This is a genomic window from Streptomyces griseoruber, from assembly GCF_001514205.1.
GTDB classification, from domain to species: domain Bacteria; phylum Actinomycetota; class Actinomycetes; order Streptomycetales; family Streptomycetaceae; genus Streptomyces; species Streptomyces griseoruber.
This window is the reverse complement of the sequence record NZ_KQ948794.1, coordinates 41,189-48,005: the sequence shown is the minus strand read 5'-3', so window position 1 is coordinate 48,005 and position 6,817 is coordinate 41,189. Positions and strand designations below refer to the sequence as shown.

General features: G+C 72.3%; 6 protein-coding genes. All 6 read right to left on the bottom strand.

All coding sequences use genetic code 11. From position 1 onward, the window contains the following. Window positions 1–18 precede the first annotated feature (18 nt). The gene (locus AQJ64_RS43500) at window positions 19–924 is read right to left on the bottom strand and encodes a universal stress protein (RefSeq protein ID WP_059203528.1); all 906 of its coding nucleotides are present in this window, start codon (window positions 922–924) and stop codon (window positions 19–21) included. Window positions 925–1,073: 149 nt separating this feature from the next. Further along, the gene (locus tag AQJ64_RS43495) at window positions 1,074–1,703 is read right to left on the bottom strand and encodes a DoxX family membrane protein (RefSeq protein ID WP_055634267.1); all 630 of its coding nucleotides are present in this window, start codon (window positions 1,701–1,703) and stop codon (window positions 1,074–1,076) included. Window positions 1,704–1,869: 166 nt separating this feature from the next. Further along, on the bottom strand, window positions 1,870–2,793 hold the full coding sequence (locus tag AQJ64_RS43490; RefSeq protein ID WP_055634266.1) for a carbamate kinase: 924 nt from the start codon (window positions 2,791–2,793) through the stop codon (window positions 1,870–1,872). Window positions 2,794–2,796: 3 nt separating this feature from the next. After that, entirely contained in the window at window positions 2,797–3,798 is a 1,002-nt protein-coding gene (gene argF / locus AQJ64_RS43485) for an ornithine carbamoyltransferase (RefSeq protein WP_055634265.1), read from the bottom strand. A 30-nt stretch (window positions 3,799–3,828) separates the two neighbouring features. Beyond that, a complete protein-coding gene (locus tag AQJ64_RS43480; RefSeq protein WP_055634264.1) occupies window positions 3,829–5,043 on the bottom strand; it encodes an arginine deiminase in 1,215 nt (404 codons plus the stop codon). Between the two features lie 43 nt (window positions 5,044–5,086). Next, window positions 5,087–6,496, bottom strand: a complete 1,410-nt coding sequence (locus AQJ64_RS43475) for an APC family permease (RefSeq protein ID WP_055634271.1) — start codon at window positions 6,494–6,496, stop codon at window positions 5,087–5,089. Between the last annotated feature and the right edge of the window lie 321 nt (window positions 6,497–6,817).

Below are 6,817 nucleotides of genomic sequence, written 5' to 3'. Positions count from 1 at the left end.
TCTCTTCTCCTCGGTGGGTCAGTCGTGGGGGACGACGGCGACGGGGGCGGTGGCGTGGTGCAGGACGGCGTGGGTGACATGGCCGATGTGCGTGCCGAACGGGCTGCGGCGGATCCGCCGGCCGACGACGACCAGGGAGGCCTCGTGCGAGGCGTCCACGACGTGGACGGCCGCGCTGCCGTAGCGGGACTCCTCGACGACCTCCACGTCCGGGTGCTTCTTCCGCCAGGGACGCAGCACCCCGGTCAGGGCCTCGGCCTCGCTCAGGGCCAGCGCCTCGTGCAGGGCGGGGTTGGCGGGGGTGCCGTAGGCGTAGTACGGCGGCGGGTTCCAGCCGTGGACGACCCGCAGGGACGTGGCACGCCGTTCGGCGGCGTCGAAGGCGAACGCCAGGAGCGTCTCGTCCGGGTGCTCGACGTCGAGCCCGAGGACCACGGGCCGGAACGGCGTCGCGGCCGAGGGGGTGCCAAACGGGTCCGGCTCGTGCTCGTCGGTGGCCGTTTCCCGTGCGCGCACCAGCACCACGGGGCGCTCGGCGTGCGCGACGACGGACAGACCGATGGAACCGATCAGGAACCCGCCGAGCCCGCCCAGACCTCGGGAGCCCAGGACGAGCAGCTCGGCGCTCTTCGCCGCCTCGGCGAGGGCGTCACCCGGGTAGCCGGAGAGCTGCTCTCTGACCACCTCGACTCCGCGGTGGCGCCGCCCGATGCCTTCGGCGGCCTCCCGCGGGATCCGCTCGGTCCAGTGCTGCTGGGTCTCGGCGCCCAGGAGCGGGTCCTGGGCCATGGGCTCGGGCACCGGCTGCCAGACGTGCACGATCTTCAGCGGCAGGTCGCGCAACTGGGCTTCGCGAGCCGCCCATTCGGCGGCGGCCCGGCTCTCGGGCGAGCCGTCGATTCCCACGGTGATGGTGCGGAGCATGGTCTCTACCTCCTGGGTGAGGGATCCGATTCCAGAGTCGTCTTCAGGGAGCTCCTCGGGCAGGGACCACTGGTCCCGACTTCGGGCTCACCGGCCCCCGCGCGGCCCGGTGCGGTGGCCCAGGTCGCGGGCCACCGCACCGGCGGTGCTCACCGCAGCCAGCTGTGGTCGCGGACGAAGGGGAGCCCGGCCCAGAGCCGGCCCGCGCCCAGGGTGTCGCCGGCGGCGGCAGCGGCCACGACGATCAGGGCGACGGCGTAGATCACGTGGTAGTCGGCGAACGGGTTCGTCGACATGCTCGCCGTGCCGTCCGAGAGGTGCTTGGCCGGCGGCCACTCGGCGATCCACATCAGCGCCATCATCGCGGTGCCGGCGACGGCGGCGAGGCGCAGCGCGACCCCCGCGACCAGCGCCAGCCCGATCCCGAGCAGACCGAGCATGAACAGCCAGTCCGCCCACGGGTCGCCGGCCCAGGAGTGGAAGGTCGACTCCATCGGCCCGACCGCGACGGAGCCGAGGAAGCCCTTCGTCGGTGAACCGCCGTCGATCCAGCCCTTGCCCGACGGGGTGGCCCAGCCGAAGCCGAAGGTCTTGTCGAGGAAGGCCCACAGGAAGACGAACCCGGTGAGCAGACGCAGGGAGGCGAGGGCGTAGGCCCGCGCGGTGTGCGTGCCGGCGTCCGCCGACACGGCCGACTCGGATGCGGAGGCGGTCCGGTTCCTGCGCAGCGACGGCAGGTGGAAGCCGGAGCTCCGGTGAGGGTGCTCGTGCACGGCCATGGTCGTGGTTCCCTTCGGGGACGGTCGGGGCGTTGCCTGACGTCACTCACTCTGGCCGCGCGCGCCGGTCGGCGCCGGATGCCGAAGGTCTGCGACCGTGGGGCCGAACGTCCCTGCGTCGGAAGGCCGTTGGGCGCGGCGGCTCTCCCCCGCCCGACTCCGCCCGTCAGCCGGCCGTGAGGTCCGGGCGCACCAGGGTGCCCGAGCGGCCGTGCACGATCTCGTACGCCGCGTCCAGGGCCCCGATGGCGGCCAGCCCACCGGTCCGCTCCACGAACCGTGCGGCGGCCTCGGCCTTGGGCCCCATGGAGCCCTCCGGGAAGCCCTTGCGGCGCAGCTCGGCGGGGGTGGCGTCGAGGACGGGCCGCTGGGCCGGTGTCCCGTACTCCTCGTACACGCAGGGGACGTCGGTGAGGATGAGCAGGAAGTCGGCCTTCAGGTCCTCGGCGAGCAGGGCGGCGGTGAGGTCCTTGTCGACGACGGCCTCCACCCCGGTCAGCGCGCCGGTGTCACGGTCGGCGGTGACCGGGACTCCTCCGCCGCCCGCGCAGATCACCAGGGTCCCGCTGTCGAGCAGTCCGTGGACGGTGTCGGTCTCCAGGATGCGTTCCGGTGCCGGGGAGGGGACGACCCGGCGCCAGCCGGTGGTGTCCTGGGCGATGTGCCAGCCGCGCCGGCGGGCGAGCGCCTTGGCCAGGTCGCGGGAGTAGACCTGGCCCACGAACTTCGTCGGCCGTGCGAACGCCGGGTCGTCGGCCCGTACGAAGGTGTGGGTGACCAGGGTGGCGATGGGACGGCCCGGCAGGGCGTCGTGCAGGGTGCGGGCCAGCAGGGAACCGATCATGCCCTGGGTCTGGGCGCCGAGCAGATCCAGCGGATAGGGGGCGCTGAGCGCGGGATCGGCCGCGCTCTCCATGGCGAGCAGGCCGATCTGGGGGCCGTTGCCGTGGGTCAGGACGATCTCGTGCTCATGGGCCAGGGCGGCCAGCGCGGTGGCCACCCGGTCGATGTTCGCCTGCTGGACGGCGGCGTCGGGGCGTTCACCGCGGTGCAGCAGGGCGTTGCCGCCCAGGGCGACGACGATACGCATGGCTCAGTCCTCCAGAGTGGCCACGAGCACGGCCTTGATGGTGTGCAGCCGGTTCTCGGCCTGGTCGAAGACGATCGACGCGGGCGAGGAGAAGACGTCGTCGGTGACCTCCAGTCCGTCCAGGCCGTAGCGGTCGAAGAGGTCCTGACCGAGGCGGGTGCGGCGGTCGTGCAGGGCCGGCAGGCAGTGCATGAACTTCACGTCCGGGTTGCCGGTCGCGGCCAGTGTCTTGTCGTCGACCTGGTAAGGCAGCAGCAGCTCGATCCGCTCCCGCCAGGTATCGGTGGGCTCGCCCATGGAGACCCAGACGTCGGTGTGCAGGAAGTCGGCACCCCGTACGGCGGTCTCCACGTCCTCGGTGAGCGTGATCCGGGCCCCGCTGATCTCGGCACGTTCCCGGCACCGGGTGACCAGCGCGGCGTCGGGCCACAGCGCGGCGGGCGCGGCGATGCGGACGTCCATGCCGAGCAGGGCACCCATGGACAGCAGGGAGTTGCCCATGTTGTTGCGGGCGTCGCCGAGGTAGCAGTAGGCGATGTCGGGCAGGGGCTTGGGGCTGTGCTCGTGCATGGTGAGGACGTCGCAGAGGCTCTGGGTGGGGTGCGCGGTGTCGGTCAGGCCGTTGTAGACGGGGACGCCGGAGTGTTCGGCGAGGGCGGTGACGAGCGACTGGGCGGAGCCCCGGTACTCGATGGCGTCGAACATGCGGCCGAGCACACGGGCGGTGTCCGCGATGGACTCCTTGGCGCCGATGTGGGTGTCTCCGGGGCCCAGGTAGGTGGTGGCGGCCCCCTGGTCGGCGGCGGCGACCTCGAAGGCACAGCGGGTGCGGGTGGAGGTCTTCTCGAAGATCAGCGCGAGGTTGCGGCCGGTCAGCCGGGGCTGCTCGGTGCCGGCGCGCTTGGCGGCCTTGAGGGTGGCGGCCAGGTCGAGGAGGTGGTGGATCTCGGCGGCCGTGAAGTCGAGTTCGCTCAGGTAGGAGCGGCCGCGCAGGTCGGTGGTCATGGTGGTTCCCCCTGGGGGTCGGGCTGAGGTTCAGGCGGCCGGGTCGCGTTCGACGGGGCAGCTCATGCAGCGCGGTCCGCCGCGTCCGCGGCCGAGTTCGGCGCCGGCGATGGTGACGATCTCGATGCCCTGCTTGCGCAGGTAGGTGTTGGTGGTGACGTTGCGCTCGTAGCCGACGACGACTCCGGGGGCGACGGCGAGGAAGTTGCTGCCGTCGTCCCACTGCTCGCGTTCGGCGTTGCGGATGTCCTGCGGGGCGGAGAGCATCCGGACCTTGTCGAGGTCGAGGGCCTCGGCGAGGGCGGTGGCCAGGTCGGAGTTCGGAGCGACGTCGAAGCCGCACTCGCGGGTGCCGCTGGGGGTGAGCGTCCAGGAGCGCAGGGAGTCGGCCAGGCCCGGGTAGATGACGAAGGTGTCGCGGTCGAGCATGGTCAGGACGGTGTCGAGGTGCATGTAGGCGCGCGCGGCGGGCAGGTGCACGGCGATGAGCCGACGGGCCGTGCCCGCCGCGAACAGCCGGGCCGCGAGGTTCTCCACCGCCTGGGCGCTGGTGCGCTCCCCCATGCCGACCATGACGGCGCCGTTGCCCAGGACGTGGACGTCCCCGCCTTCGAGGGTGCCCACGGATCCGTCGAGGACCGGTGCCGGGGCGATGCCGGCGAACATCGGGTGGAAGCGGTAGATGGCCTCGGCGTGCAGACTCTCGCGCCGCCGGGCCGGCTTGGCCATCGGGTTGACCGACAGGCGGTCGTAGATCCAGCAGGAGTTGTCGCGCGGGAACAGGTGGTTGGGCAGCGGGGCGAGGGCGAAGTCGTCGGTGCCGAGCGCGTTCCAGACCAGGCTGTGCGCGGTGGCGAGGGGCAGGTCGCTCTTGAGGAGTCCGCCGATCAGGTGCCCGGCGAGGGTCTCCCCGTCGAGTACGGCGCACCGTTCGCGCACCGGGTCGATCAGGGCCGGTCCGACGGTGGCCGGGGTGATCACCCGGTCGAGCAGCCAGTCGCGGGCCTCGGGAGAGTCGAGGGTCTGGGCGAGCAGGTCGGCGAAGTAGTGCACGCGGGTGCCGTGGTCGCGCAGCACCTGGGCGAAGGCGTCGTGTTCCTCGCGGGCGCGCTTGGCCCACAGGATGTCGTCGAAGAGGAGCGCGTCGACGTTGCGCGGGGTGAGGCGGGAGAGTTCGATGCCGGGGCGGTGCAGGATCACCTGGCGCAGGCGCCCGGCCTCGGAGTCGACGTGGAACGTGTTCATGGCGTGGTGTCCTCCTCTGTCGTGCGGGTGCGGGGGGCGTCGGTCAGTCCTGGTGGCGGTGGGCGCTGCGCCTGCGCGGGCCGCCGACGCGGTTGGTGCCGAGTCCGCGCGAGAGCCGCTGCGGCGGTGCCGGTGTCTCGGGGGCCCGTTCCTCACGCGGAACGGGAATCGCCGCTGCGGGTTCGTCGCCGTAGCGGCCCTGGCCCCGCTTCAGCCACACGTAGACCGGCACGCCGAGCAGCAGCACGAACAGCCCGTAGTAGACGGTCTGGTAGCCGCTGCCCTGGATCGACCAGTAGGAGAAGACCAGTGCCAGGGCGGCGACGGTGACGTCCCGGGCCAGGCGGCCCCGGCTCAGGTTCTCCCGGCCGCGCACCAGCAGCCAGTACAGCTGGGCGGCGGCGGAGAACAGATACGGGATCACCGCGGTGAGGACGCTCAGCAGCACGATCTTCGTGAAGACGTCCTCGAAGCGGGTGTAGCTGAACACGGTGATCAGCGAGGCCAGCACGGTGGAGACGACGACGCCGAAGGCCGGCACACCGCTCTCGCCGCGCAGCCTCGCGAAGGCGTCGGGGAACAGTCCGTCGCGGGCGGCGGCGTACGGCATCTCGGCGCACAGCATGGTCCAGCCGTTGAGGGCGCCGATGCCCGAGATGATCGCGGCGACGGCCACGACGTCTCCCGCCCAGGTACCGCCGAAGATGTTGTTCGCGGCGTCGGTGAACGGTGCGGTGGTGTCGCCCAGCGCCCCGTGCGAGACGGTGCCGAAGACCGCCAGCGTGCCCAGGATGTAGATGACCGCGCACAGCAGCGTGCCGTACACGGTGGCGCGCGGCACGTTGCGCTCCGGGTCCCGGACCCGGCCGGCGACCACCGATGCGGCCTCCAGGCCGAGGTAGCTGAACAGGGCGATGGCCGCGGCGGCGGAGATCGCGCCGACCGCCGATCCGCCACTGGCGTTGAAGGCGCCGAAGTTGTCGGGGTCGATGAAGAGCAGTCCGACGGTCGCCATGAAGACGAGCGGCACGAACTTCAGCACGGTGGTGACCACCTGGAACGCGCCGATGTTGCGGACGCCGCTGAGGTTGATCGCGGCCGCCGCCCAGAGCCCGCCGAGAGCCAGGCTCATGGAGATCCACGTCCTGTGCCCCGTGTTGACGAACACCTCGACGTAGCCGACCCACGCCACGGCGATCGCCGCGTTCCCGGCCCACGCGGTGATCCAGTACGACCACGCGTTGAGGAATCCGGCGAACTCGCCGAAGGCCTCCCGGGCGTAGACGTACGGCCCGCCGCTCGCCGGCACCCGTTTCGACAGCGCGCCGAAGGTCAGCGCGAGCGCCAGCGCGCCCAGGGTCACCACGACGAAGGCGACCAGCGAGAGGGGCCCGTACGGGGCGAGGGCGGACGGCAGGGCGAAGATGCCGGTGCCGATGATGGTCCCGATCACGAGCGCGGACGCGGCCGGGAGTCCGAGTGCCGCCCCGGGCCGGGGCGCCGCCCGGTCACCGGTCGCTGAGGTCCTGGGCATGGCTGTGCTCCTTGCGCGAGTCGCTGCGGATGAGTCGATCCGCGAACGATGGTTCTGTGCCATGCCGGATCGGCGCAGCGGCCGCCCGGGCCCGTGGCAGGTACCGAAGGTCCCGGTGCGTCAGGTCCGGGCAGCCCCGACCCGCCCTGGGCGCGGCAGCGGCGGTGGCGCGTGAGTGGGGCCGGTCGGCCCTAGTACCTCCGCGGCCCAGACGTGATGATCGGCGGCATGGGCAGTTGA

Coding starts and splice junctions, on each gene's coding strand:
- AQJ64_RS43495 (WP_055634267.1), bottom strand. CDS start 1,703: ATGGCCGTGCACGAGCACCCTCACCGGAGCTCCGGCTTCCACCTGCCG.
- argF (WP_055634265.1), bottom strand. CDS start 3,798: ATGACCACCGACCTGCGCGGCCGCTCCTACCTGAGCGAACTCGACTTC.
- AQJ64_RS43500 (WP_059203528.1), bottom strand. CDS start 924: ATGCTCCGCACCATCACCGTGGGAATCGACGGCTCGCCCGAGAGCCGG.
- AQJ64_RS43490 (WP_055634266.1), bottom strand. CDS start 2,793: ATGCGTATCGTCGTCGCCCTGGGCGGCAACGCCCTGCTGCACCGCGGT.
- AQJ64_RS43480 (WP_055634264.1), bottom strand. CDS start 5,043: ATGAACACGTTCCACGTCGACTCCGAGGCCGGGCGCCTGCGCCAGGTG.